This is a genomic window from bacterium, assembly GCA_020444325.1.
Lineage (GTDB): Bacteria > Bacteroidota > Ignavibacteria > SZUA-365 > SZUA-365 > BM516.
Genome location: JAHLLD010000001.1, coordinates 246,847 through 271,888 on the forward strand (window position 1 = coordinate 246,847; position 25,042 = coordinate 271,888).

Below are 25,042 nucleotides of genomic sequence, written 5' to 3' on the forward strand. Positions count from 1 at the left end.
GTAATATAGGACATCAGGCTGAATAAGTCGAACGTGTCTCGGATTCCTCCGGTTTCCGGGCGGAAGGGAAGTCAACGGTGAAGGTACTGCCTTTTCCCTTCTCACTTTCAACGGTTATCTGGGCGCCGTGCGCTTCGAGATACAGTTTCACGAGCGTCAATCCAAGTCCAACCCCCTCGTAGCTTCGGTCAAATCCGATATCTTCCTGCACATACGGATCGTACATGCGTTCGAGGAAGTCTTCGCTGATACCGATGCCGGTATCACGCACCACGAGCCGCGGACCGCCGGTTTCACCATCCTCCAGCAGCAGCTGTACGCTGCCGATGGGGGTGAATTTCACCGCGTTGTCTATGAGATGATCGATAGACTCCGCCAGGTAGTGCTGATCGGCGAGGATCTCACTGTCAGAGCAGTGATTATGAAACTCAAGCTGCAATCCCTTTTCCCGTACGGCATTCTCGAATCGGTCGAGGCAGCTGCCCACGAGCTTGTCGAGACGGATGGATTGTTTCTGCAGGGATATATCGCTCGCCTGGAAGCGCGAGATGTTCATGATCGAATCGACGGTACGAATGAGCCGCTGACTCGCATCCTCGATGGCGCGCAGGAAATCCCTGGTATCCTCATCAGACTCGTCATTACTCAGCTCCATCACCAGCGCGAGGTATCCGAGAATGATATTGAGTGGCGTGCGCACTTCATGCGACATGTTGGCGATAAAGGCCTGCTTGATCTCATCGGCGCGCTCGGCGCGCTCTTTCTCGGCAATCAATTCCTCTTCGGCCTGCTGCCGATGGACGGCCGCTCCGAGCGTCTGCGCACAGACGAGCATGGCATCGATTTCAGAACGCAGCCAGCTTCTGCGCAGGCGGCATTCATCGAAGCGCAAAAAGCCCCACCAGGTACCTCCGGAGAAGACCGGGACCATGGCCGTACTGCGGACGTTCTGACGGGCGAGCGTCATCTGTTCTTCCTGCGGCAGATCGTCGACTACCGACGCGATGCTGCGTCCCTGTGCAAGCTCCTCCGCCCAGCGTGCGTACGGCATCTCCTCCCACGACTGTCCGTCGGGGATACGGTCGAGTACGCTGTCCTGCATTTCCCGGCGCACCCACACGTTTCGCTGATACCGGCGGGTCACACCGTTTTCATCCTCCCGGTTCTGCATCAGCAGCACACGGCAGACATTCGCGGCATCGCCAAAATGGCCGAGTACTTCGAGAATGGAATCTTCCCAGGCGGCGGACTGCAGGAAACGTGCGGCGGCGAAACCGGCGGAGCGCAGCAGGGTGTCGCTGCGGCGCACTTCCTCCTCATGCGATTTGCGGGATGTCACATCACGCACCGTAACCAGAGCCGCGGGCTTACCCTCGTAGCGAATGATGGTCGCCGCGAATTCCCCCGCACGTATGGTTCCGTTTCGCGTCAGCACGCGTCCCTCATAAACGATGGGACCCGAAATATCTTCGCGCCGCGCCGCCGAGATTTCCTGGATGCGTTTTCTGTCCTCGGGATGAATCAGCGACCAGGCATTCATCTCCGCCAGTTCTTCACGGCGGTATCCCGTCAGTTCGCAGGTGCGCTCGTTGGCGAACATCAGCCTGTCGTCCTGATGAATAAAAATGGCGTCGTGACTTTTTTCGACCACGGCACGATACAGCAGTTCGCTGTCGCGAAGCGCTTCTTCCGTTGACAGCCTGCTCAGCACCCCGCCCACATACGATGCGATCGATTGCGCCGTACGCCGCACGTCGGTCACAAAATCCTCATATGTCAGTGACACGATGTCGACAGCTGCCACCACCTTGCCCCCGTGCGTGATCGGCAGGATACCCATACAGCGCACACCCTGATCCCGCAGAACGCCTGCGGCTGGCAATGTCGACAGCGAGGTGTCGTCGAAATAGCGCGTGACGCTCTCGCGAACGATCTGCGCATGCACGGAAGTGAATTCCTCATTCTCCTGCAGTTTGGTGATGGGATCCTGAACACCGCGACTGTGTACGAGTGTATACACACCGGCTTTCCCTTCACGCAGATACAGTCCGGCTGCATCGATGCTTTCAATGCGCAGAAGTGCCCGGACGATGTGCTCGAACATCACTTCCATGTCGGCGGCATAGGCGAGGTCGACTGCCAGCTGATGCTGCACCTGCATGAAATACGCATTGCGTCGTTTTTCGGAGATATCTTTCAGCGTCCCCATAACTGCCATCCTGTCACCCAGCGGGATGCGGCCCACGTTGATCTGCACCTTGCGCCGTGCGCCGGATTTCTGCAGCAGCGTGAATTCATATGCTTCAGGCATTTCCTCACCCGCCAGGCGTCCGCGGTAGTGCTCGAGCACATTGTTCCGGTCTTCCGGGGCGACGAAGCGCTCGATCGGCGTGTGCAGCATTTCATCGTGCGCATAGCCGCTGATGTCGGCCAGCATCTGGTTGGCGAACACAATGTTCCCTTCCATCACGATGAATACCCCATCCTGGCTGTGCTCGACCAGGGCGCGATATTTCTCATCCGGATGTTCGTCCATTTGCAGTGATGGATGCGTCGGCAGAAATCCCCCCACGAGCATGCCTGGCAGCTCCCCTTCGAAGGGTGCCAGCATGAGCAGCATGCTCCCCGCGTGGGTATCTTCGCCCTGGCGCAGCGTTACCAGCATGGTCTCTGCGAGTCCCTGATTGAGCACTCTTGCGTGCATCGATTCGACCATGCTGCGCTGCTCCTCGGTCACCACGTTGAACAGGGAACGGCTCTGCGTGGAAACGGATTCGAGCAGCATGTCGAGCTGTTCGGAATTATGTATGAGTCCATCACCGTCGACGAGGAAAGAGGCGCCTGGGGGAATGGGGCGGTCTGAGCTGAGCGGACTCCGCACGGCCACCTGCCTGCTGCGTGCCATCGCGTAGCGGACGACACGCGTCATGATTTCACTCGTGATATTCCCCTTGACGAGGTAATCCTGCGCCCCGTGCCGGATGCAGCGCACGGCCAGTGCATCGTCGGCAACGGCGGAAATAATCACCACGGGAAGTGAAGGCGCGATCGCGTGGATGCGGTCAAAGGTCTCGATGCCGCGACTGTCGGGAAGATTCAGATCGAGCAGCAGCACATCAAAGCTCTGCTCCTGGAGAATCGTGACAGCTTCGTCGAGCGTCCGCGCTCCGGAAAAATGGAATTCGGTAGTGTGTGAGCGCTCGAGCAGCCGCTGATTCAGCCGAGCTTCCCCCTCATGATCTTCGAGCAGCAGTACAGAAACGGTCTCCATCAAGGCTCCTGCAAGAAATACCGTCATCGTGCCCCGAAACGCCGCCCTGAAGCGGTCGAACGAGACACGGAACACAGCATCAAGTATACGGGATTCAACATACGTTCACAAGGTGGAGTACGTCGCACGACTGCGCCTGCAGGGCTATTCGCCAGCTGGGCTATACGCCAGCTGCGCTATTCGCCAGCCGCGCTATTCGCCACCTGTGTAGCGACGGGGGACGCGGGTATTAATCGTGGTCAGGATTTCATACGGGATGGTGTCGCAGTGTTCGGCGAGCTCTTCGACAGTGATACGGGCGTCTCCCTGTTTTCCGATGAGCACCGCCTCATCGCCATTGTAGGCGGAATCCATGCCGATATCGACCATGCACTGGTCCATGGAAATGCGTCCCACGATCGGATAGCGCTTCCCGTTGATGAGCACAGCACCCTTGTTTGAAAGGCTGCGCGGAAATCCGTCGCCATACCCCACCGGAAGAGTCACGACGCGCGTGTCGCACGGCGCGGTCCACGTATGATCATAGCCGATGGAATGACCGGCGCGTACAACTTTGAAAAACACGACGCGCGTATGCATCGAGAGCACGGGTTCGAGCTTCACGCTGTGGCGGACCTCGGGACCGGGGTAGACGCCGTAGAGCATGATTCCCGGACGCACCATGTCGAGCCAGGCATCCTCATGCTGCAGCACCGCTCCGGAATTCGCGATATGCCGCACGGGCATGGGGAGTCCATGTGCGGGGAAATACTCCAGCGTCTCCAGGAAACGCCCGAGCTGCAGGCGGGTAAAGGTCATATCGGGATCATGCGACGAGGCAAAATGCGAGTACACACCGCGGAGATCCGTGTGCTGCGCTTCCTGCACGGCATCGAACAGTTGATGCGCGTTCTCATGCCGGATGCCGATACGGCCCATGCCTGTATCGACTTTCAGATGCACGCTGGCACGGCGGCCCATCTCACGTGCTGTCTCGTCGATCTGACGAAGTTTGAACACCGATGAGGCCGTGATCTGTAAATCGTATTCGATAAAGTGTGAAATCTGGTTCCCGATAATTCCCCCGAGCACCAGCACGGGCGCGGTAATCCCCGCGCGGCGCAATGCAATGCCTTCCTCCAGGAAGGCCACACCGAGTTCATCAACGCCGAACGCCAGCAACTCCTTCGCGGTGCGTATGAGTCCATGACCGTACGCATTCGCCTTCACCGTTCCCATGATGCGCGTTGCACCAACGTGCTGACGAACGCGTGCGACATTTCCGCGCAGCGCGTCAAGATCCACGTCGATCACCGTGGGTCGCAGCGCAATGGAGCCGTCGTCGAAGAGACTATCCATCGGTTATCTGTCTCCTGGACATGGGCATACGGATCAGGCCTCCGCCAGCATGACCAGCTGTCGGACCTTCCCTTCCGTCGCAAAAAACGCGACACATTCACGCGCACTCCCGTCATCGCAGGGCAGCGAAAGACGCATCCCGCTCTCTTTGCCGGTGAGCACGGCGGTCAGGAATTCTTCGTACGCTTCGTCACCGAAATATGTGGAAACGCTGGAGACATCGTCATCGGGGTCCACGCCCAGGCACTGCATGGCCGCGGCATTGGCGTTGAGTACGATACCTTCGTCGAAGAAGCGCTTGAGACGCGTTTCCATTTTGGCCCGCGGACCGATCACCGGGAATTCCAGCATGAGCATGAGACTGTCGTTGTCGATGTCCGCATCGGTGAATGTCTCCGCGGTCGAGGATGCCGCTGCCTGCGCAGCAGGAGTGACAGCAGGCGAAGCCGTATCCATAGCGGGATCCTGCGACGGGGCGGGATCCTGCGACGGGGCGGCTTCCTGATCATTGCGGACGGCGATGTACAGGAGCTTCTGTCCGCCACCCGCGGCAGGGATTTTCTCCAGGCTCCAGGTCCAGCGCATTTCCTCGCCCTGCCAGTCCGTGAAAACGGCATCTTCCTCACCGATCGCCTCATCGGCGGATACCGCTTCGTGCAGCTGCTGATACAGGTCGCGATGATAGATCGCGTACATGAAGTCTGTCATGTGATATCCCTCGATGCCGCTCGACTTGTAGGGCTCATCCACCAGCTGGTCGATGGCGCCGCTGGCCGAGATACAGCGGAAGGGATCGCTTTCATCGAAGATGGCAACGGCAGCGGGCACCCTGTCGCGCACGGCGGCAAGCATTTTCTGTTCGAGTATGCGCTCCTCGGCCATTGCATCGGCTTCTTCCTGCTGTTTGCGCATGGCGATACCGTAGGAAAGCAGTCCGGCGGTAATCGTAAGCGTATCGCGTTCGGGTCCGACAAAGTGGTTGCGATCCCGCGCGTATACGGTGAGCAGACCGTAGTTCTTTCCGTCGTACTTGAGGGGAATGGCAAACAGCGAATGCAGATTGCTTCGCTCCGCCTGTTTGCGCCAGGGCTCGTACGTGGGATCCACGAGCGTATCGGCAACCGCGACCGCTTCCCCGGTTTTCATGGCCTGGCCGAGGGGACCCCGTCCGTGCTCCGAGTCGTCATAGCGGATTTTCACTTTCATCAGGTAATCGCTTTCGACACCGGCACTGGTTGAGAGATGCAGCCGTTCGTCCTTTTCCTCTGTCACGCTGCGCCAGACCAGCGGATAGTCGCCGTGTTTGACGAGAAGCTGACAGAAGCGCCGTTCGAGATCGGCTTCGGAACCGCCGTGCATGATCAGTTTCATCGCATCGCGCTCCATCGCCTGCAGCTTGCGCTGCCGCTGCAGCTGATCGCCCCGCTCGGCGCTGTCGTCAAAGGCACGAATGCAGCCGAGCGCGCCGACGAGTTCGCCCTCCGCGTCGTAAAGCGGAGCGGCGTTGACGAGCATGGAACGACGCGTCCCGTCGTGGTTCAGCATGTCGACACGGCGATTGAACACCTGCTGCTCCTCCACCAGCGAGATCATGACGGGATGATCGGCAATGCCGAGCGGTGAACCGGCGGCGTCAACCAGGCGCCAGCGCGTATCCGTGCAGCTTCTGCCGATCACTTCGTTCTTGGATACGCCGAGCAGCCTGTCGGCCACGGCATTGGTCTGCGTGATATTGCCGCGTGTATCGACAATCATGACACCATCCGACGTCATCTGCGTCAGTGTCTCTTCCCGCGACTTCACATCCTTGGGTACGATGTCTTCTTCTTCCTGCGCGAGTTCGCGTCCCACACACAGCACATATTTGCGTGAACGATACTGCAGATACCGGGCGGTGACTTCCCTGTAGGCAATGCTGCCGTCCTGCGCAACCAGTTCACTTTCAAACACGTCGGGATTATCCGATTGCTTGAGATTCGAGACCCTTCCGAGCCACTGTGCGCGGGAATTGAGCTGATCGATGCGCGGCAGGGAGTTGCCGAGCAGTTCCTCCCGGCTGTAGCCCAGCTGACCGAGCATGATGTCGTTGACGAAAACGAAACGACCGGTTTCCGATACCAGGAACAGTTCGTCGCCTTCGGCATCACCCGCCAGTTCGAACAACTCATCCTCGTCGAACTTGCCGTTTCCGGCGGCGTCGCTGCACTGTTCGTACATCTCACGGAGGCGTTCGACCTCGGCAATCAGTTCCGCTTTTGTCAGTTTCGATATATCACTCATGGCAAACCTCTGGAAAGACCTCGTCATGGAACACAGCAGCTGCCGTACGAGGGACACGGACGGCTGTCAGGGATTATCGCAGCACGGTCAGCATGGCTGTCGCACTGAACCCTTCACTCCCGTCGCCAAGCGCAGCCCGAAGCAGGTATACGCCGGGACGCAGGGCAGCAGCATTCCAGTGCACGGTATGTGCTCCTGGATTGGAAATTTCATCGTAAAGCTGTGCGCATTCTCTGCCCATCATATCGTAGAGGCGCAGCTGCAGCCTTCCGCGCACGGGAAGATCGCAGGAAACATGTATTTCGGTCCCGCTGGCCGCCGTCAACGGCTGCGGGAACATCCGCAGTTCGAGAGAGCTGACGCGCGCATGCGCATCCTGCACGGCGGAGGGCTCCGGATCGATCAGCGCGGTATGCACACTGAGCTGCCCCTGATCGAGCTTGGTCCATATGGGACGAATACGCCCATTGTATGCCGCGATGCCGTTGTAATCACCGAAGAACACGAACGGCGTCGGCAGAAACGCTGCCGTGCTGATCCGCTGATTCGTGAAGCTGCGGCCACCATCAACAGATCGCGCCAGGTACACATCGGTGGAATCGCTTTCGTAGCGGCGGCGGTCATAGTAGACAACAGACAGCTCGCCGGTAACCGGATCCACCGTGGCCCAGGTGAAAAACTGTGACTTTCCGTTCCCGACCGCATCGTCGTTCACGCGCACGGGGTCGGACCATGTTTCACCTCCATCGGTGGAGTACATGATAAAGACGTCGGGATCGCCGTTGCGGATGTCAATCCAGTTGACATACACCGTCCCTCGTGTGGGCGCCTCGGAAACATCCGCCAGTGTTATCGGCAATCCGTTACTGCGCGAGATACCCGAGATACCGAAATCCCAGCCTCCCGGCTGATCCGCAATGATACGGTCTTCGCCCCAGGTCTCACCCGCGTCCGTGGAGCGATCGAAGTAAATGCCCCGTGGACCGGCCCATGCGAGGTATACCGTGCCATCGGGTCCGACGGCGGGAACGGCGCCTTCCATGGTCTCATCGCTGTCGATGGCATTCCCGGCGCTGTCGCTCACGCGCACATACGGCTCGAAACTCACGCCACGATCGGTCGACCGTGCGAACACGATAACGCTGCTGTCACGTGGATCCTGGCTGCCGTATTTCGTGAAGTCGGTCCACGCAGCATAGATGTATCCGCCGAAGGGACCATCACTGAGATCCGTAGCCAGCCATTCCTTGTCCTGCAGACTCGATCGGTACAGGCTGCCTGCACGCGCGCTGTCGGAGCTCGGACCGAAAAGCTTGACGGGATCGGACCAGGTGGCGCCGCCGTCGTCACTGCGGCGAACGATGATGGCATCCCAGCCATAGACCAGGTTTGCGATGTAGGCGCGGCCGGTCCGGTCGAACAGCACGCAGGGGTCACCCCAGGTGCCTGACGGCAGCGTCGACTGCGTCCAGTTTTCTCCACCATCCATGCTGTAGAAATAATACGCGAGGTTGGCGCCCGCGATGATATTATCCGGGTTGGTGGGATTGATGGCAATGGTCACTTCCTCCGGATCCGCACCTTCACGGTTGAGCCGGACGTTCTGCACCTGCGCAGTCACGGGAATTCCCGCGAGCACCATGCCGCAGATCAAAAGCAGCCTGGTCCACATCATATGGGTATTCTACGAATAGGATCCGGCCTCGAGCAGCCGGAATCGGTGAAAAATGTAAGTACAGTCTCCGGGAGGTGAAGGAGAGACTGTCGTGCCTGTCAATGTCGTCGAGGAGAAATTCTTGTCGTGATTTTCAGGTAGTCCCGTTGAGTTGCTGAAAAATCACAACGGTAAAATACACTCCAAAGCCTATGATAACAAGGGCAGTAATAAGGGATGCCCGCTGGATGAAGCGTTCCGAAATGATATGCCTCCTGCTGCGTACGAAGAAGGCCAGAACGAGGAACCACATCATGCTGCCCAGTCCGACCGACAGCGAAAACAGCAGCTTGTGCACCGTGCTGTCAATCAGCAGGCCGTGGGCTGTCACGAAGCTCAGGAGGGCCACCCAGGAAAAGAACAGCGTGGGATTGGCCAGCGTCATCGAAATGCCGATCAGCACGCCGCCATAGTGCTTCTTCGAAAGCTTGAAACGCGACGCCTGCCGTTCGGCGACTTCCTCCACCTCGACGTCATCATCGTCATCATCGCTGTCGCCTTTGGTCGATCCCTTGCGGAACCAGATCATCTTCACGCCGTAGCCGACGAGAAACACCGAGAATATGCTCTGAACGACGGGATTCTGCAGATACGGATGTATCAGGGAAATGAGTCCCATCGTAATGATGAGACAGTAGAAAACGTCAACGATAACCGCGCCCACGGCAACCAGGATTCCACGCCGGGTTTCACCTTCGAGTGTGCGATGTGCCACGTAAATGGAGGTGGGACCGAGAGGGACGGTTATAAGTATCCCGACGAAGATCCCGGAGAGCAGTGTAACAAGATATTCCATGCAGAAAAGGTCAGTGGGCGATCTGTTGTGGCCGCGCGTAACGGAGGAAACTAAGAAAAAGCGTCACTCGATCAAAAAGCTGCCCGGTGGCGTTATGTGCTGAACAGCGCACGCTACGCCACCGGGGAACTGTGAAAGATACTGTTTTTTATCCTGCCGTGTAGTGCAGGGGACCGTCGGGACCCACGGGGAGGCCGAGCAGCATCCATGCGATCAGCAGCAGCGTCCAGAACAATCCGAACACGATGGAATACGGCAACATGGTGGAAATAATGGTGCCGATACCGTAGTCTTCGTCATATTTCTCGGCAAACGCTACGATGAGCGCAAAATATGACATCATCGGGGTGATGACATTGGTCAGGGAATCGCCGATGCGGAACACCATCTGCGTGAGCGCGGGATGGTAACCGAGCAGCATGAACATCGGGACGAATACCGGTGCCATGATGGCCCACTTCGCGGAGGCCGACCCCATGAACATGTTGATGAATGCACTGACCACAATAAATGCCAGCATGAGCGGGATACCGGTCAGTCCGATGTTTCCGAGGAAACTCGCTCCCTCGATCGCAATAATCAGTCCGAGATTACTGTAACCGAAGTAGTACACGAACTGCGCCGCGAAAAACACCAGCACGATATACGTCGCCATGTGGCTCATCGAACTGATCATCTGCTTGATACCGTCCTTATCCGAACGAATCGAGCCCGTCACATACCCGTACACCATGCCCGGGATAAGGAAAAATATCATGATGGCGGTAATCATTCCCTCGAAAAAGGAGGAATGGAGCATTTCGACGCCTGCGGCGCGCAGCAGCCCGTTTTCCGGAATCACGGTCACCGCGAACGCGGTAAGTACAAGCAGCACCGACAGCAGCGACCAGATGATGCCGCGGCGCTCTGTCGGTGTGAGCGTCTCCAGCTCCATCGATTGTTCCGTCCCGCTGTAGCTGCCGAGTCGTGGCTCGACGATCTTTTCGGTCACGAACGTACCCACGATCACGACCATGATGGCGGAAACGAACATGAAGTAGAAATTGACGGCCACGTTGATCTTGACGCTCGGATCGATGATATGTGCTGCCGTCTGTGTGAGTCCCGCCAGCACCGGATCGACACTGCCGATCAGGAAGTTTGCAGCGAAGCCCCCGCTCACACCGGCGAAAGCCGCGGCGAGTCCGGCCATGGGATGCCGTCCGAGGGCGAGGAAAATCACCGCACCGAGGGGAATCAACACTACGTATCCCGCTTCCGAGGCGAGGTGACTGAGCACCCCGGCGGCAACCAGCGCCATGGTGATCAGGCGCCGTGGCGCTTTGAGCACCAGTGCACGGATGAGGACGCTGATCAGTCCTGATCCCTCCGCGACGCCGATACCGATCATGGCGACCAGCACGAGTCCGAGTGGTGGAAAAGCGACGAAATTGTGTTCGACATTTTCGAACATCCAGCGGATGCCTTCACCGGTGAGAAGACTGCGCACACTGATGCTTTCCCCGGTACCGGGGTGCACGGCAGTCAGTCCGAGCGCCGCCGCAATGGCGGACGCAATGACGACCAGGAAAGCAAGAAGGGCAAAAATGGTGGCGGGGTGGGGAAGAGCGTTGCCTACTTTCTCGACGACATCGAGAGATCGGCTGAACAGGGAGCGTTTCTTTACAGACATCGGCACCGATGGTTATGGGAAATGAATCTGTGCGGTGTTATTCACCGAGCGCATGCTCGATGGCGGCGGTTACGGCTTCGTCGAGAGGATCGACTTTCGTCTCGAAGCGGGCAACGACCCTGCCCTCGCGGTCAACGAGGAACTTGGTGAAGTTCCACTTGATTTCGCCCGGGAAATCCGTGGCGCCGGTCAGGTATGCGTAGAGCGGATGCTTGTCTTCACCGGCAACGGAAATCTTGCTGAACATATCAAACGTGACATGATACGTGGTCGAACAGAATTCCTGGATCTGTGCATCGCTGCCAGGCTCCTGTCCCCCGAAATTATTCGCGGGAAATCCGAGCACATGCAGTCCCCTGTCGGCATAGCGTTCGTTGAGTTCCTGCAATCCTTCATACTGCGGCGTGAACCCGCATTTTGACGCGGTATTGACGATCAGCAGAACGTCGCCCCTGTAATCGGATAGGGCTTTTTCCTCACCGTCAATCGTCGTCATCGTAAAGTCGTAGACGTTTTGCGCATCCTGAGCATGCATGGCGGTCATGATGGTTATAAATAGAAAAAGGGTCGTAAGAATGGATCTCATTGCTGCGTCACCGTGTGATGAATTCTGTGTTTGCAATGCAGGAAAAACACATCGCGAGGGCCTCCCCGTTCCCACATCCGGGTTTTACGATCCGGACTCCTCTGACAGCGGCATCATGCCGCTCCGCAATGCGGCGAGCGCAAGCCCGGTGACGGTTTTCCCATCACGGATGCGTCCGTCGGCACACATTGCCAGCGCCTCGCGCAGGGGAATGCGCAGAAGGGCAATACTCTCTTCCCCCTGTTCCAACTGCTGCGTTCCCTCGCTCAGCTGCTCCGCCAGGTAGATATGCAGCACCTCGCTGCAGAACCCGGGTGTCGTCAGCATGGCAGTCAGCTTGCTGATGCTTCCGGCGCTGCAGCCGGTTTCTTCCCGCAGCTCGCGGGCGGCGCATACTGCAGGATCCTCTCCCTCATCAAGCTTGCCGGCGGGGAGTTCAATGATCTCTTCGTCGATGGGATACCGGTACTGGCGGATCAGCAGCACATCTCCGTTTGCATACAGCGGCACGACCACGGCGCCGCCGTTGTGCCGCACAACTTCGCGCACGCTTTCATATCCGCTGTGATGGCGTACCTCGTCACGTTCGATGGTAAACACGCGTCCGTCATACATGACATCATGTTTCGTGACGGTAAAGGGTCCGTTCATGGAGTGCTTCCGTTAGTCCGACAGGCGTTTTTTCTCTTCCATCAGCTTCTGCAGAGCCGGGGCCAGGTGCAGGACACGCTGCGGGAAGGGGATTTCGATATTGTGCTCATAGAGCGTGTTGTAAATGATCAGCAGCAGGTCACTCTTCCTTCGCGGGATATCGTTCGGATTCCGGATTTTGCACAGAAGGATGGCGTTCATCGAAGAATCGCCCATTTCCATGATACGCACTTCCGTCGTGTCGGCTTCGACGATGTCCTCTTCCCTGTTGATGCGCTCGAGCACGATACGCCGCATCTCCATCAGATTCGTGCCATAGGCCACGCCGAAAGGGACCTCGAAGCGCACGATGTCGTTGGGGTAGGAAAAGTTCATGATCTGACTTTTCACGATTTCCGCATTCGGCGTGATAATCATGACCTGGTAATCGTCGATCACACGTGTCGAGCGTATGCCGATTTCCTTCACGTTGCCGATGGTGCCGTCCGGCAGCCTGATGCGGTCGCCGATGCGAAAAGGACGATCGATCATGAGCACGAAGCCGGCAATCATGTTCGCCAGCGTTTCCTGCGCCGCGAGCGCGATGGCGAGGGAACCGACTCCGAGCGAGACAACGAGCGTGCTGATATCCTGCTTGAAATGGTTGAGAATAATGATCAGGGCAAGAAGGTAGACGAGCACTTTCAGGACGCGATTGGCCAGCGGCGCGAGCTCGTCATCGAGATGCGTCCGGGTTTTGCTTGCGACCTCATGCAGATACCAGCGTACGACGGCATCGACGATTTTCGTCATGAAATAGGCGACATACAATGCCGCGACCACGTAGACGCCCTGATAGATCAGGAACAGTCCCTTGCGCAGCAGCACATCCTCTTCCGGGAACATGCCGTGCGTCCATTTCAGCACCCAGTACGACGTCAGCAGTGCAAACAGCGGCACGCTGTTGTCGGTGAGGACGCCGACGAGCAGATCGTCGAGCGTGGAGCGTGTTTTTTTTGTTATTTTGCTGCTGAACAGTCCCAGCAGCAGCTTGAGCAGCTTCCCCGCCACCACACCGAGTACGATGATGAGCAGGGCCGAAAGCAGAATTGATAGTGCTGTATCTCCGAGAAGAAACTCGAGTATGTTCATTAAGAGCAGCAGCTGGTTGTGACAGTTCCACCCGTAATATAGGAAATTCCGTGGGCACAATGCCGTACGACAGTATCCGTACACCGACACTGCTTCTCGATGAAGCAGTGTGCCGCCGGAATATCCGGCGCATGGCGGAAAAAGCCCGTGCCGGCCAGTGCCGTTTCCGTCCCCATTTCAAAACCCATCAATCCCTGCATGTCGGACGCCTGTTCCGCGCCGAAGGCGTGCGCAGCATTGCTGTTTCTTCGGTTCGGATGGCGGAGTATTTCGCCGGCGACGGCTGGGAGGATATCACGATCGCCTTCCCGGTAAACCTGCGCGAGCTGCCGGCGATCAACCGTCTCGCCGCACGCGTGCGCCTGCAGCTGCTTGTGGAATCGGCGGAAAGCGTCCGCGCGCTCTGTTCGCAGCTCCGGCACCGGGTCGAGGTGGTGCTGAAAATCGACGCCGGGTATGGCAGGACGGGCATTGCGCACGGAAATATGCAGAAACTGCATAAGGTCGCCGGGGAAATTGACCGCTGCGACTCGCTCGCGCTCGTTGGACTCCTCGCGCATGGCGGAGAAAATTACCATGCGCACAGCGTCACGGAGATGCGGGAAAATTTCACGCGTACCCGTGACCGCCTGCTTGACTGCGCACGCGCGCTGCGTGACAGGTATCCCGCCCTCTATGTCTCCGTCGGCGATACGCCGGGATGTTCGATCGCTGAGGATTTCGATGGCATTGACGAGATCCGTCCCGGCAACTTCGTGTTTTTCGACGTCATGCAGCAGCAGCTCGGCGTCTGCGAAGCAGCGGACATTGCGGTGGCGCTTGCGGTCCCCGTCGTGGCCCTGCACCCCGAACGCAATGAGATCGTGGTGTTTGGTGGCGCCGTCCATCTTTCGCGCGAGGCTGGCCACGATGAAGAGGGACAGCATTTCGGACAGGTCGTACTGCTGACGGACGATGGCTGGTCGCCTCCGCTGCCCGGAACGCGCGTCATACGGCTGTCACAGGAGCATGGTATCATCCACAGTACAGGTGAGATACTCGATCTGCTGCATGTCGGAGCGCTGCTGGCGATTCTGCCCGTTCATTCCTGCCTCACCGCCGAGTGCATGCGGGGATATCGCGCGCTGAGCGGCAACGCGGTGGATCATCTGGCCGGTCTTCCATTCCCCGCCAGCTTCCCTGCGGAGGATTCCGATACACCATCCGTTTCACAAACCCGGTAGCATCATGACGCAGATATCCGATCGCGTCCTTTCGCTCATCTCCCGGCATCCCGTCATCGATATCCATTCCGACTACGCGATTGAACTGTTCCGCGCAGCAGAGGAGGGTCGGCGCGACGCACTGTTTGAAGAGCACCTGCCGCGTCTGCAGGCGGGAGGCGTCAGCATGGAAGTCCTCACCGTGGGCGGAGATTTCGATATTGATGTACTCAAGCTCTGGGACGCACGCCTCGTCCGCGGCATTATCGATGAAACATGCCGACAGATCGCGGCGCATGACGATTTCCATCTCGTACTCGGCAGTGAAGACCTCCTTCGTGCAGAGAAGCGGGAGGGTTGGAGTTTCATGCTCGCATTCGAGGGCATCCGCTGCATCGAGGATATTGCAGCCCTGCGCCTGATGCACAGCGCCGGAGTCCGCGCCGTCATCCTCACGCACAATGAGCGCAATCTCGCGGCGGACGGCTGCAGCGAGCCCGCACCGGGTGGACTCTCGAATTTCGGCCGCTCCGTAGTTCGGGAAATGCAGAATCTGCATATGATACTCGACCTCGTGCACCTGTCGGACCCATCCTTCTTCGACGCGCTCGAACATTACGGCCTGCCACCCCTCGTCTCGCACAGCAACGCCCGCGCACTCTGTCCCCATCGCCGGAATCTGACGGACGAGCAGATTCGTCTCATCGGTGCGCGTGAAGGGGTTATCGGACTCAACTTCCTCGGCATGTTCATCGATGAAGACCGCAGCCTGGCAACACCCGACCGCCTCGCCGATCATGCCGTGCATATCGCCGAACTTATCGGTCCGCAATGCCTCGCCCTCGGACCGGATTACGCCGATTATTACATGGACGCCATGAGCAAATGGCTGCGAAGGGACAATCTCCCCGATGACCTGCTCACCTTTATCCATGGAGCGGAATCCGTCGACAGGCTCCCCGTGTTTATCGACGCACTCGCCCGCCGCGGCTTCAGTGACGATGAACTCACGGGTATTGTCGGGGGGAATGCGCTTCGGTTGTACGGGCGGATATTATCTGGTGGGCACTAAAACACGAAGTCACCAGGACACAAAGGGAATTGACAAATGAAATCAAGAATGCTCCTGCTGTTTTCCACAATACTGTTTGTCTGCACCCTATCTCCTCAGCCTCTATTTGCTGCGGATAAGGCACAGGGAGATCCAGAAGAGGTGTTCAGGAAGTATGAGGTTGAGGGCTGCTTCGTTCTCTGTCCCATCGGCAGCGACGACTGCTTCCGCCTGAACGCCGAACGCTGCGGACAGCGGTTTATTCCGGCATCCACCTTCAAAATCGTGAATTCGATGATTGCGCTGGAAACCGGCGCAGTCGAGAGTACGGAAGAAATTCTACCGTGGGACGGCACCGAGCACTGGATCAAGTCGTGGAACCAGGACCAGGATATGGAGCATGCCTTTCAGCGCTCCTGCGTCTGGTTTTACCAGGAGCTTGCACGCCGCATCGGACAGGAGCGCATGGATCAATACCTCGCGAAAAGCAATTACGGGAATATGAGCACCGCCGGCGGTATTGATCGCTTCTGGCTGGATGGTGGACTGCTCATCTCTGCCGAAGAACAGATTGCGATGCTGCGCAGGCTCGATGCCGAAACGCTGCCCTTCGCAGCCGACGTACAGCGCACCGTCAAGCGGCTCATGGTACTCGAACGCGGCGATAACTACATCCTGTCCGGGAAAACCGGACTCGGGAAAAACGGCGAGGCCTGGGTGGGCTGGCTGGTCGGCTTCATCGAAAGCGGCGGCACGAAATACTGCTACGCACTGAACATCGAATCCCCCGACATCACACTCAAGCAAATCGCCAGCCTCCGCCATACCGTCCTCCGCGACATCCTCACCGCCCGCGGACTAATGTAGGTGTTTCGCCTGCGGCGAGGTGTTTCGCCTGCGGCGAGGTGTTTCGCCTGCGGCGAGGTGTTTGCGCTGCGCGCAGGTGTTTCGCCTGCGGCGAGGTGTTTCGCCTGCGGCGAGTTCTTTGCGCTACGTCCCGCTCCGCGGGACTTCGCGCAGGTGTATCGATAATACGCCGCGAAGCGGCAAGAACGCCGCGAAGCGGCAAGAACGCCGCGAAGCGGCAAGAACGTCGCGAAGCGGCAAGAACGCCGCGAAGCGGCAAAAACGCCGCGAAGCGGCACAATGAACCTTCGGGGGCGGTTTCATGTTTGTATACGGTATCGAAGTACATTAGAAACTGACTTCCGGAGTATACAATGGTTCTGTTTTCCATCACGCTTGGCGTGGTACTTACTGCTCTTGGCGTTCTGGGGTATGGACTCTCAGGCGGCGAGAGCGTCACCGCCCTGATTCCCGCATTTTTCGGCATTCCCATTTTTGTGCTGGGACTGCTGGCACGCAAGGAAAATCTGCGTAAACACATGATGCATGCCATTACGCTGCTGGCGTTGATCGGTTTTGCGGGGTCTGCCCGCGGACTCGGTTCCCTTATTGACATGCTGGGCGGGAATGACGTTGCGCGTCCCCTGGCCACGGCCATGCAGAGTATCATGGCGCTGCTGACGCTCGCATTCGTCATTTTTGCGATCAAATCGTTCATCGACGCACGCAGGCAGCGTGAGGTCGTGGCGGACCCGGGTAACTAAGGTGCCGCCGAGAAAACGTGACGTTGAAGAAATCACGTCCCTGCGCGATCCGCAATTCAGCGATGCGCAGCGACGTGATTTTCTTCATGGCGTCGCGCTGTTCAATGAGGGACTCTACTGGCATGCGCATGAGGCCTGGGAGGCGGCCTGGCTGCCGATGGGTGACGGAGCGGAAGACGATGCAGAAATTTTTCTGCGTGCGCTGATTCAGCTGGCCTCTGCACTGCATCTCAAACGCATCGGCCGGTACAAGGGCGCAAGAAATCAGTTCACCAAGGCCGCAAGCAAATTCGCCGTCATGCCCCCATGGCTGATGCAGATGGATATCGCCGCATTGCGACTGTTCGCCGTGCATCAGCGTGAACGATTTTCGGAAGATCTGATCTGCCTGCTCAGGATGCGGTCCGACAACCCCTCGGTCTGACCACGCGAGCCGTAATCCCCACGTACTATTGCTCCGCCGGGAAATCCCCAGGCAGTGTAAATGAAAACGTGCTCCCCACCCCGAGCTTGGATGACACATCCACGACGCCGCCAAGCTTTTCCACGATACGCCGCACGATGGAGAGACCGAGTCCGTGTCCCTCCGTTTTCGCCTGGGAGAGCCGGGTGAAGGGAAGGAAAAGATCGTTGAAATGCTCTTCTGCAATTCCCTGGCCATTGTCCCGCACGAAATACCGGACCATGGAGCCTTCCCTTTCCATGCCGATTTCCACAGTCACACCTTTTCCGCCATGCTTGATGGCGTTCCCGATGTAGTTAACCCACACTTCCTCAATCCATGCCGGGAAACCGACCGCATTGATCCAGGTATCGGGGAGGATCAGGCTGACGTCTGACTCGTTGGCGAGTTTCTGCATGCGCCGTATCGCATCATCCACGATCTGCCGCATATCAAGAAATTCCGTGGCGATCTCCTCTTTGCGAACACTGGCGAGCAGCAGCAGCGCGTTGATGATGGAAATCATCTTGCGTCCATTGAAGAGGATATTCCCCATGTACTCGCGAATCTCCTCCACGTCGAGTTCCTCACCTTCCGTCTGCACCATCTCCGCATAGCCCAGGATGAGGCTGAGCGGGTTTTTCAGATCATGCGCGACGGAATGCGTGTAGGTATCGAGTTCCTGGTTCCTTTCCTTGAGTTCCCTGTTCTGCTCTTCGAGCAGCAGTTCCGCAACCTTGCGTTCGGTGATGTCGCGGCTGACGCCGACGAGCCCTGAGGCCTTCCCGTCAGCGTTTTTCAAGGGGACGCGAACAGTGTCGAAATACTGTATGCCGCCGTCCTTGCTGCTTCGGGAAACTTCCTCCCTGCGTCGGGGACGACCGCTTTCGAGCACGTGCCGGTCGTTTTCTTCACGTGACACGGCGAGTTCATCCGGGAGCAGATCACTGTCCTGTTTCCCCACGACCTGCCCGATGCTCTTCCCGAGCCAGCTGGCGAATGCCTCGTTTGCGATGATGTTGTGCAGATGATCGTCCTTGAAATACACCATGTCGGGAATGGCCTGAATCAGGGTCTGCAGCTGGCGGTTCTTCTCCGCAAGATCCATCTCTGCGAGTTTGACCTCGGTGATATCGCGCGTGACACTGCCGGTGAGCAGTCCCTGTGAACTCCGCACCGGGAAAGATGCCATTTCAATGTAGCGGCGTTCGCCATCCGATCGCAGGATCCAGCGGTCCGAGAGCTTGTTGATCCAGTTCGATTGTTCTGTCACAAGATATTCCTCGATGAGCTGCCGCGTCTGTTCGCGCACATCGTAGGCGGCATGGTCTTCGGGCAGCGCCAGCCGGGCCTGGATATCCCAGTAGTAGCTGCCGATGGCCTCATCGCGCGGGATGCCGGTGATGCGTACCATTGCCGGACTCCATTCAATCACGCGCGCATTTTCGTCCATCAGCATGATGCCGTCGGCGGCGTTCTCGATGATACCGCGCAGTTTTTCCTGCTCTTTCAGCAGGGATTCTTCCGCATCGCGCTGCTGCGATATATCCTGCACCGCACCGTGCATGCCGACAATTTTCCCGCCACTGTCCCATACCGCGGAGACATGATCGCGCAGCCATACCGTTCGTCCGTGCTTCGATCGTATGCGGTACTCGAAGGTAACAGGTTCACCGACGCGCAACCGGTCGAGAAACGTTTCCATCTGTTTCCTGTCGCCCGGGTGCAGAAGATCATGCCAGATCCCCGGGAGCCCGATGATTTCCTCCGGCTCAAATCCCGTAATCTGCTGGAACGCACCTTCCACCCACTCCGTAATGATATCCCCCGCCTCGTTGACGCCGGAAGAATAGACATAGTCACTGGTGAGATCCGCCAGGATGCGGAAACGGTCTTCGCTGCGGGAAATCTGCTGTTCGGACGCCCGGCGCTCGGTCACATCGTTCCCCACGAACATGCAGCCGACCGTCTGCCCTTTCTGTCCCCTGATGATATTCGAATTCCATGAAACAATACGGCGCTCGCCTGCCGCCGTCTGAATCTCGGTTTCCATGTCGGAAAGATTCTGATCCTCGGCGATCAGCAGCTGAAACTGCTCGAGCATGTGCTCGCGCACGGCGGGATCAGGATACAGCAGTTCCCAGCGTCTGCGGTTCCGCAACAGCTTACCTGCGGCATACCCGGTAATACGTTCCGCGCCGCGGTTCCAGAGAATGACATTTCCCTTCCTGTCGAGCGCCTCGACCCACACGTTCGCATCGTGCAGAAGGTTTTCATAAAACTCCTTCTGCCGCTGCAGCTCGAGTTCATGCCGTTTGCGCTCAATGGCGTGCGTGAGCGTTTTCCCAAGGATAGCCGGACTTATCTCATCCTTGTGCAGCAGATCTTCCGCACCTTTTTTTGCAGCCTCCGCCGTCATCTCAATGCCGTCAGCATCCGCCAGCAGTATCATGGGCACTTCAGGTGCGTTGCTGCGCATTGCGACGAAGGTGTCGAGCCCCTGGCTGTCGCTGAGGAAAAGGTCCATCATCACGACATCGAACACTGTTGTCTGCGACTGCGCGAGCGCGTCCGAGAGCCGACGCGTATGCGTCACGACACAGGGGAGGGAACACTGCAGCAGTGCTTCCTCGATGAGCTGGGCATCAGCATCGCGCTCTTCGACAAGAAGTATCTGGTACTGGTCTGTTTCCATACCGGGCTATTTATCCATTGACTTGGAAAATACTACAGCGCTGTGTGGAATGAAACGGCAGTTTCCGCAATTCTATGGAATATAATATGGTATTCCCCAGAAACACTGGAACACCGTCGTACTCGACGGCAGTGTTTCCCGGCGGGAAGTGCAGGAAACGACTGAACGGTCAGTCAGAGATCGCTGCGCCGGAAAAGAGGGTCGTCGGGACGACGTTCTTCATGCAGGCGGCGGAGTGCAGCGAAGGCGGTGCGCGACCCGCGAATGGCACCGTCACGATACATGTGCACGGCGATGCCGGTGTTCGCACTGCGCCCTATTCCCCGCTCATAGCTGGCGGCAAGTGTCACCTCCGCAACGATGCTGCCCAGACGGACCGCTTGATCACAGATGTCCAATGCTTCATGCAGCGTCATTGCTTCACTCTTCCCCAGGATAACCGCTGAGGCGAGACGTACGCGCGCTCCCATGTCGTCGAGCGCGGACGCTTCCTCGTAATACCGGATGGCTGCCCGCCCATCGCGATCCACCCATCGTCCCGACGCATAACAGAGGCCGAGCTGCACAAGTGCTTTCTGATGTCCTGAGGCTGCGGCGCGCCTCAGCATGTCGAGTGCCTGCGAAGGAGCCAGTCGCATATCCAGTTCAAGCGCCCGCAGCGTCGCCCACACGTACTGCGCTTCGGGATCGTCGCCATAGGCCAGCTGCGGGAGCTGCTGCTGCAGCGTGGAAGTACGAAGCAGATCGACGAGCACGGCACCAGCGCGTCCCGACTCGAGGTACAACGCCGTCACAAGCATGCCAGCCGCCTGCAGCGTGCTGCCGGTAAGCTGCCGGTTTTCGGTGAGCAGACGCGCGAGCAGCACCATCGCTTCCGGATTGCCATAGCGGGCCATGCGGTTGAGCTGCGCTACGGTGGAGGGAGCCGCGTCGCCGTTGAGCAGCGCCGTGAAACGCACCGAATCCTGCGCAGACATTGGAATGGACGCAAGAAATTCTCCCAGCAGCTGCGATGTGGGGATGATGGAAGCAGTGCGTTCCTGGCTGAAATCGAGCAGCACCGGGGCCCAGTCCTCTTGAGGCGCATCGTCCTGCTGCTGCTTTTCAGTCGCCGCCAGGTCCACGGTTGAATCCGGCTGCAGGTGGATATGTCCCCGTCGCAATATCTCTGCCTTCGCGCGCACCGCGGGTTCATATCCCGCTTCTTCCGCCAGCACAATCCAGTGGTACGCGCGTTCCCAGTCCCTCTTCAGCACGAGATCGTCGGTGTGAAAAATACCGACGACATACTGCGCTTCCGGCATGCCCGCTTCCGCCGCGGCGAGGAACATGCGGTAGGCGTCGAATGGATTCCACTCGACGCCCCAGCCATTATTCCGCAGCAGGGCATAGTTGTACATGGAGGATATCAGTCCCTGCGACGCGGCGAGCCGCAACCATTCGCCACTTTTCACGGTATCGGCATCCACCCCCCTGCCTGTCAGATAGCGTACACCGAGTTCCTGCTGCGCCAGGGGATCGCCGTTCGCCGCATCACGCTCGAGCAGGAAAATGTTGATCTGCTGACGGAGTCCCTCGCCGCGATCATCCCGTTGCTCCTTCCGCGGATTGTAATTGCGGAATACGGGTGACTGCGGATACGTGCGATCCCTCTGCGCATGCAGCGGCTGCACGCGCAGGGGCAAAACCACGATGCAGAGCAGGAGCATTTTGGCAGCGCTGCGCATATTCATGTGGGCATGTTAGCGCTGCAGGTGCAATTATCCAATCCCAAAGGCTTGCTGCGGCGCGGACCACTTCTGCTGCCGCATTGCCTTTGGACGCCACAAACGCTAGATTTCGGCATATGTTTCTCCATCAATCCTTTTTGACATGAAAGCCAGACGAACACTCGGGATCGCCGCTGCACTTTTCATCGGCATCATTATCATTCTCGGACTTTTCTCCAGCTTCATCACAGACATGTGGTGGTTCGACAGTCTCGGTTATATCGAGGTGTTCTGGAAAACCTACAGTGCACAGTATTCGCTCTGGCTGGCGGGTTTCACCTTCTTCCTTTTCGTGATGAATCTCAATCTCAGCATTGCGCTGCGATCGGAATCCAATCTCACGTTGGACCCGCGAATACAGAAATTCGTTGAAGGCTTCGGGAAAGCAATCAAATGGCTGGCGTACGGCGGCAGCCTGTTCCTGGCCTTCATCATGGCGAGCATGCTCAGCGGGAACTGGATGGAGATGCTCTCGTTTTTCAACAGCGAGGGCTTTGCCGTCGCTGACCCGATTTTCGGACATGATGTTTCCTTCTATATGTTCGAGCTTCCTTTCATCAACGCCGTGAAATCCTGGCTCATCGGCAGCGTGGTATTGATGATTATCGCGACCGTTGTCGTATACGTTGTGCGGCAGGGTGTGTCCTTCGCCGTTGGTCGCATCTCCATTTCCGCCGGCGCGCGCAAACATCTCGCCGTGCTCATCGGCATTCTCATGCTGCTGATCGGCCTGAATTTCTGGCTGTCACGTTTCGACATCCTCTTTTCCTCCCGCTCTTCCAGTTTTTTCGGTGCCGGGTATTCCGATGTCAACGCGCAGCTGCCCGCGGCATGGATCATGACCATTCTTTCCGTGCTCACCGGCGTCATCGTGATTTACACGCTGTTCAAACGCAACTTCAAACTGCTCGGGAAGTTCGCCATCGGTTACATCGTGGCCGCCATCGTGGTGGGGTCGGTCTTTCCCGGACTGATACAGAAATTTGTCGTCGACCCGAACGAACAGAGCAAGGAACTGCCGTTCATTGAGAACAACATCGAGTACACGCGCGCGGCATACGATCTAAACAGCATTGAAGAGAAGCGCATTGACCCGAACTATCAGCTCGGGTATGAAGACATCCTCGCCGACAGCGCCACCGTGCGCAATATCATGCTGTGGGACTATCGTCCCCTCGCCAGCACCCTCGATCAGCTGCAGGTGATTCGACTGTATTACACCTTCCCGGATGTTGATATCGACCGCTACCGCCTGCCCGATGGCAGCTACCGCCAGGTCATGCTCAGTGCACGCGAACTTGATCAGAACAAGCTGCCCACGAATGCGCAGACCTGGGTGAACAAAAACCTGGTATTCACGCACGGGTACGGACTGGGGATGAGTCCGGTCAATGTCGTCACCGAGGAGGGACTCCCGGAATTCTTCATCAAGGATATCCCTCCGATCTCAGAGCATGGGCTCCAGGTAGACCGCCCCGAGATTTATTACGGCGAAAAAACCGACAACCCCGTCATCGTCAAGGGAAACATTGAGGAATTCGATTACCCGGTGGGCGACAACAACCAGATGACCACATACCAGGAAAAGAGCGGCGTCTCGATCGGATCGCTTTTCCGGCGTCTGCTGTTCGCCATGCATTTCGGTGATCTCAACATGCTGATCTCCGGCTACATATCCAGCGAAAGCCGTATCCTGTATGGACGTAACATCAGCGAGCGCATACGCAAGCTGGCGCCTTTCCTCTACTTTGATGAAGACCCGTACCTGGTCGTGGCCAACAAACGGCTTTACTGGATCTGCGACGCCTATACGTACAGCAGCGAGTACCCGTATTCCAAGCGGATGGGCGGATTCAACTACATCCGTAATTCCGTCAAGGCGGTCGTGGATGCCTACACCGGGGATACCCGTTTCTACATGTACAATGAAGACAGCGATCCGATGATTCGCGTCTACAGCAACATCTTTCCTGATCTGTTCCAGAGTCAGGACAAGATGCCGCAATATCTGCGCGCGCATGTGCGTTATCCGCAGGACCTCTTCGACATCCAGTCGGAAATCTACGCGACATATCACATGACCGACCCACAGGTATTCTACAACAAGGAGGACCTCTGGAACATCGCGAATGAAAAGCTGGAGCAGTCCGTCGTGAAAATGGAAAGCTACTACGCCATCATGCGGCTGCCGGGAGAGGAAAAGGAAGAATTCATACAGATGATTCCTTACACGCCCAACAAGCGCGAGAACATGATCGCGTGGCTGTGTGTGCGCAGTGACGGCGAGAATTACGGGAAACGGCTGGTGTACAAGTTCACCAAACAGGAGCTGATCTACGGTCCCATGCAGATCGCTGCGCGTATCGATCAGGACCCGCTCATCTCGCAGCAGCTGACGTTGTGGAACCAGCAGGGCTCGAGCGTATATCGCGGCAACCTGCTGGTGATCCCGATCAAGAAAGAAGTGCTGTACGTGCAGCCCGTCTACCTGCAGGCGACATCCGGAAAACTGCCGGAGCTCAAGCGCGTCATCGTCGCATATCACAATCGCCTGGCCATGGAACCCACTCTCGAACAGAGTCTCAGGCGTGTCTTCCGCAGCCGCGGTGAGGAGGTTACGGAAGTTTCTGCGGATGGTACAGAACACACCGTCACGCAGGAGGGTCCCGCCCTGACCGTGGGTGAGCTTTCCCGCGAAGCGATGCAGTATTATGAGAACGCTATCAGTGCGCAGCGCGACGGCGACTGGGCGCGCTATGGTGAGGAAATTGAGAAACTGAAATCGGCACTGGAAGAGCTGGTGAAGGAAAGCGGACAGTAGTCTGCCACCCGGT

General features: G+C 57.8%; 17 protein-coding genes. 6 read left to right on the forward strand and 11 right to left on the reverse strand.

Going from position 1 to position 25,042, the window contains the following annotated elements; all coding sequences use genetic code 11:
* Positions 1-13 precede the first annotated feature (13 nt).
* The 9 genes from KQI65_01045 to KQI65_01085 form a co-directional block, all read right to left on the reverse strand.
* Positions 14-3,271: a PAS domain S-box protein gene (locus KQI65_01045; GenBank protein MCB2203305.1), complete on the reverse strand. Its 3,258-nt coding sequence runs from the start codon at positions 3,269-3,271 to the stop codon at positions 14-16.
* Between the two features lie 192 nt (positions 3,272-3,463).
* The gene (gene alr, locus KQI65_01050; protein ID MCB2203306.1) at positions 3,464-4,609 is read right to left on the reverse strand and encodes an alanine racemase; all 1,146 of its coding nucleotides are present in this window, start codon (positions 4,607-4,609) and stop codon (positions 3,464-3,466) included.
* 33 nt (positions 4,610-4,642) lie between these two features.
* Positions 4,643-6,889: a PAS domain S-box protein gene (locus tag KQI65_01055; protein ID MCB2203307.1), complete on the reverse strand. Its 2,247-nt coding sequence runs from the start codon at positions 6,887-6,889 to the stop codon at positions 4,643-4,645.
* A gap of 73 nt (positions 6,890-6,962) precedes the next feature.
* On the reverse strand, positions 6,963-8,564 hold the full coding sequence (locus KQI65_01060) for a glycoside hydrolase (GenBank protein ID MCB2203308.1): 1,602 nt from the start codon (positions 8,562-8,564) through the stop codon (positions 6,963-6,965).
* 133 nt (positions 8,565-8,697) lie between these two features.
* Complete coding sequence (locus tag KQI65_01065; GenBank protein MCB2203309.1) at positions 8,698-9,399, reverse strand: LysE family translocator; 702 nt, start codon at positions 9,397-9,399, stop codon at positions 8,698-8,700.
* Between the two features lie 148 nt (positions 9,400-9,547).
* Positions 9,548-11,071, reverse strand: coding sequence for an AbgT family transporter (locus tag KQI65_01070; GenBank protein MCB2203310.1), 1,524 nt, complete (start codon positions 11,069-11,071; stop codon positions 9,548-9,550).
* A 37-nt stretch (positions 11,072-11,108) separates the two neighbouring features.
* Positions 11,109-11,657, reverse strand: a complete 549-nt coding sequence (locus tag KQI65_01075) for a glutathione peroxidase (protein ID MCB2203311.1) — start codon at positions 11,655-11,657, stop codon at positions 11,109-11,111.
* Positions 11,658-11,741: 84 nt separating this feature from the next.
* On the reverse strand, positions 11,742-12,308 hold the full coding sequence (locus tag KQI65_01080) for an NUDIX hydrolase (protein ID MCB2203312.1): 567 nt from the start codon (positions 12,306-12,308) through the stop codon (positions 11,742-11,744).
* Between the two features lie 12 nt (positions 12,309-12,320).
* The gene (locus KQI65_01085; GenBank protein ID MCB2203313.1) at positions 12,321-13,439 is read right to left on the reverse strand and encodes a mechanosensitive ion channel family protein; all 1,119 of its coding nucleotides are present in this window, start codon (positions 13,437-13,439) and stop codon (positions 12,321-12,323) included.
* A 50-nt stretch (positions 13,440-13,489) separates the two neighbouring features.
* Here KQI65_01085 and KQI65_01090 point away from each other — a divergent pair, with 50 nt between their 5' ends.
* The 5 genes from KQI65_01090 to KQI65_01110 all read left to right on the forward strand — a co-directional run bounded on the left by KQI65_01090 (position 13,490) and on the right by KQI65_01110 (position 17,726).
* A complete protein-coding gene (locus tag KQI65_01090; protein MCB2203314.1) occupies positions 13,490-14,662 on the forward strand; it encodes an alanine racemase in 1,173 nt (390 codons plus the stop codon).
* A gap of 4 nt (positions 14,663-14,666) precedes the next feature.
* Positions 14,667-15,713: a dipeptidase gene (locus tag KQI65_01095; protein MCB2203315.1), complete on the forward strand. Its 1,047-nt coding sequence runs from the start codon at positions 14,667-14,669 to the stop codon at positions 15,711-15,713.
* A gap of 36 nt (positions 15,714-15,749) precedes the next feature.
* Entirely contained in the window at positions 15,750-16,559 is an 810-nt protein-coding gene (blaOXA, locus tag KQI65_01100; GenBank protein MCB2203316.1) for a class D beta-lactamase, read from the forward strand.
* 353 nt (positions 16,560-16,912) lie between these two features.
* A complete protein-coding gene (locus tag KQI65_01105; GenBank protein ID MCB2203317.1) occupies positions 16,913-17,302 on the forward strand; it encodes a hypothetical protein in 390 nt (129 codons plus the stop codon).
* Between the two features lie 40 nt (positions 17,303-17,342).
* Entirely contained in the window at positions 17,343-17,726 is a 384-nt protein-coding gene (locus KQI65_01110; GenBank protein MCB2203318.1) for a DUF309 domain-containing protein, read from the forward strand.
* A gap of 25 nt (positions 17,727-17,751) precedes the next feature.
* Here KQI65_01110 and KQI65_01115 read toward each other — a convergent pair whose 3' ends face one another.
* Together KQI65_01115 and KQI65_01120 are read right to left on the reverse strand one after the other, a co-directional pair.
* On the reverse strand, positions 17,752-20,439 hold the full coding sequence (locus tag KQI65_01115) for a PAS domain S-box protein (protein ID MCB2203319.1): 2,688 nt from the start codon (positions 20,437-20,439) through the stop codon (positions 17,752-17,754).
* A gap of 173 nt (positions 20,440-20,612) precedes the next feature.
* Entirely contained in the window at positions 20,613-22,172 is a 1,560-nt protein-coding gene (locus KQI65_01120; GenBank protein ID MCB2203320.1) for an SEL1-like repeat protein, read from the reverse strand.
* A 139-nt stretch (positions 22,173-22,311) separates the two neighbouring features.
* Between KQI65_01120 and KQI65_01125 the strand changes: the two genes are divergently transcribed.
* Complete coding sequence (locus KQI65_01125) at positions 22,312-25,029, forward strand: UPF0182 family protein (protein MCB2203321.1); 2,718 nt, start codon at positions 22,312-22,314, stop codon at positions 25,027-25,029.
* Positions 25,030-25,042: the final 13 nt, after the last annotated feature.

Excerpts from the sequence above, each read along its gene's own strand:
- KQI65_01045 (MCB2203305.1), bottom strand. The coding sequence starts at position 3,271 with ATGGAGACCGTTTCTGTACTGCTGCTCGAAGATCATGAGGGGGAAGCT.
- alr (MCB2203306.1), bottom strand. The coding sequence starts at position 4,609 with ATGGATAGTCTCTTCGACGACGGCTCCATTGCGCTGCGACCCACGGTG.
- KQI65_01055 (MCB2203307.1), bottom strand. The coding sequence starts at position 6,889 with ATGAGTGATATATCGAAACTGACAAAAGCGGAACTGATTGCCGAGGTC.
- KQI65_01060 (MCB2203308.1), bottom strand. The coding sequence starts at position 8,564 with ATGATGTGGACCAGGCTGCTTTTGATCTGCGGCATGGTGCTCGCGGGA.
- KQI65_01065 (MCB2203309.1), bottom strand. The coding sequence starts at position 9,399 with ATGGAATATCTTGTTACACTGCTCTCCGGGATCTTCGTCGGGATACTT.
- KQI65_01070 (MCB2203310.1), bottom strand. The coding sequence starts at position 11,071 with ATGTCTGTAAAGAAACGCTCCCTGTTCAGCCGATCTCTCGATGTCGTC.
- KQI65_01075 (MCB2203311.1), bottom strand. The coding sequence starts at position 11,657 with ATGAGATCCATTCTTACGACCCTTTTTCTATTTATAACCATCATGACC.
- KQI65_01080 (MCB2203312.1), bottom strand. The coding sequence starts at position 12,308 with ATGAACGGACCCTTTACCGTCACGAAACATGATGTCATGTATGACGGA.
- KQI65_01085 (MCB2203313.1), bottom strand. The coding sequence starts at position 13,439 with ATGAACATACTCGAGTTTCTTCTCGGAGATACAGCACTATCAATTCTG.
- KQI65_01095 (MCB2203315.1), top strand. The coding sequence starts at position 14,667 with ATGACGCAGATATCCGATCGCGTCCTTTCGCTCATCTCCCGGCATCCC.
- blaOXA (MCB2203316.1), top strand. The coding sequence starts at position 15,750 with ATGAAATCAAGAATGCTCCTGCTGTTTTCCACAATACTGTTTGTCTGC.
- KQI65_01105 (MCB2203317.1), top strand. The coding sequence starts at position 16,913 with ATGGTTCTGTTTTCCATCACGCTTGGCGTGGTACTTACTGCTCTTGGC.
- KQI65_01115 (MCB2203319.1), bottom strand. The coding sequence starts at position 20,439 with ATGGAAACAGACCAGTACCAGATACTTCTTGTCGAAGAGCGCGATGCT.
- KQI65_01120 (MCB2203320.1), bottom strand. The coding sequence starts at position 22,172 with ATGAATATGCGCAGCGCTGCCAAAATGCTCCTGCTCTGCATCGTGGTT.
- KQI65_01125 (MCB2203321.1), top strand. The coding sequence starts at position 22,312 with ATGAAAGCCAGACGAACACTCGGGATCGCCGCTGCACTTTTCATCGGC.